Origin of the sequence: Gallintestinimicrobium sp., from assembly GCF_046968865.1 — a bacterium.
In the GTDB taxonomy this organism is placed as follows: Bacteria; Bacillota; Clostridia; order Lachnospirales; family Lachnospiraceae; genus Gallintestinimicrobium; species Gallintestinimicrobium propionicum.
On the sequence record NZ_JBKVPW010000035.1, the window covers coordinates 1 to 2024 of the forward strand.

Here is a 2024-nt window from a genome sequence, read left to right on the forward strand (position 1 = left end):
AATAATTTTAAAAACCTGCTGAAAAGTACTTGACTTTTGTTAGCAGGTTTTTTTGTCAAATTCAGAAAGTTTTTAGTGCGTAATAGCGTAATATATGATATAATCCGATTATACCATCTCTCTTAAGGAGTCTGCCATGCGATTGACTACAAATAAAACCAAAAATGGAATAAGCTACTACATCATCCGCTCTGTCCGCCGCGACGGCAAACGCTCCTCAGAAGTTGTGGAACGCCTTGGAACTGAACGGGAAATCATGGAAAAATATCATTGTACAGATGCCAATAAATGGGCTAAGGCGCATCTGGACGAGCTCAATCAGGCCGAAGCTGAAAAGCAGCATAAAGTCCTTGTTCCGCTGCGGACGGATATTCTCATTCCTTTCGATAAGCAGAATTCCTATAACGTTGGTTACCTTTTCCTTCAGAAGATCTACTATGATCTTCGCCTGCCAAACATCTGTAGAAAGATTTCAAAAGAATATTCGTTTTCCTATGACCTTGATTCCATCCTTTCACGTCTTGTGTATGAGAGGATCCTCAATCCGTCTTCAAAACTCTCCTGCTATGAGCAGTCCTCCGATTTGCTCGAACCACCGGCTTTTGAACTGCATCAGATTTATCGTGCCCTGTCTGTCATTGCAAACGAATCCGATTCCATCCAGGCGGAACTGTATGAAGCAAGCCGGCGGCTGGTCAAACGGCAGACCGGAGTCCTGTACTATGACTGTACCAATTACTTTTTTGAAACGGAATGTCAGGAAGGCCTGAAACAATACGGTCCGAGCAAGGAACATCGCCCGAGCCCTATCGTCGAGATGGGACTTTTCATTGATCGAAGTGGGATCCCCCTTGCCTTTTGTATCCATCCAGGCAATACCAATGAACAGACTACTCTGATCCCATTGGAAGAACAGATCCTGAGAGATTTCTCGCTTTCAAAATTTATCGTCTGTACGGATGCTGGACTGTCTTCTGAACGCAACCGGAAATTCAACAACTTTGGCGGCCGCTGTTTCATAACAACGCAGTCCATTAAAAAGCTCAAAAAAGATTTGCGCCAATGGTGTCTGGAGCCCACCGGATGGCATCTGAAAGACAGCCTGGATACCTATGATATCAGCAGGCTCGAAGACACCGCTAAAAACCGCAGCAGGCTGTTCTACAAGCAGCTGTATGTGGAAGGAAATGACGGGAAACGTGATATTGATTTCGATCAGACTCTGATCGTGACCTATTCCCTGAAATACAGGAACTATCAACAACAGATCCGAAATCAGCAGATTTCAAGAGCGATGAAAGCAATTGATACCGAGCCGAAAAGGATTGATAAGCATAGCCAGAATGATTACCGCAGATTCATAAAGAAAACATCGATCACCGCAGATGGTGAATGCGCTGCAAATAAAATTTACGAAATTGATCAGGACGCCGTACAGGAAGAAGCCCAATATGACGGCTTCTATGCCGTCTATACGAATCTCGACGATGACCCTTCCGAAATCGCAGCAGTAAATCAAGGGCGGTGGGAAATCGAAGAATCTTTCCGGATCATGAAATCAGAATTCGAGGCCAGGCCGGTTTACCTAAAACGGGATGACAGGATCAAAGCTCACTTTACGACATGTTTTATCGCGCTTTTAATCTACCGGATTCTGGAACGCAAACTAGACAGCCAGTTCACTTGTGATGAGATTATTTCGACACTCAGAAAAATGAGGGTAACAAGCATAGGAAACGAAGGATATGTCCCATCTTACACACGTACAAGGCTTACGGATGCGTTGCATGAGTACGCCGGGTTCCGTACTGACTATGAATTGATAAAGAAACGTACCATAAAGGGTATCTGCAGACATTCAAAAGAATAAGAATCCATTACTCCCTTTTTTCAAAAAGAAAAGCCCTCAGAAACGGCATAAATACGACGTTTCTAAGGGTTTTTAACATTCTAAACTGTCAAACTTGGGATTATAAGCACTGTGCGGCGGTATGTCAAGAAGGATTTTTGGAATAACGGTTAAA

General features: G+C 43.6%; 1 protein-coding gene. It reads left to right on the forward strand.

Going from position 1 to position 2024, the window contains the following annotated elements; translation table 11 throughout:
- Positions 1 to 136: 136 nt before the first annotated feature.
- Positions 137 to 1870 carry an IS1634 family transposase gene (locus ACLTOQ_RS16150; protein ID WP_002589783.1) on the forward strand — a complete coding sequence of 578 codons (1734 nt, stop codon included), beginning with the start codon at positions 137 to 139 and terminating at the stop codon, positions 1868 to 1870.
- Positions 1871 to 2024 lie beyond the last annotated feature (154 nt).

Coding starts and splice junctions, on each gene's coding strand:
- ACLTOQ_RS16150 (WP_002589783.1), top strand. CDS start 137: ATGCGATTGACTACAAATAAAACCAAAAATGGAATAAGCTACTACATC.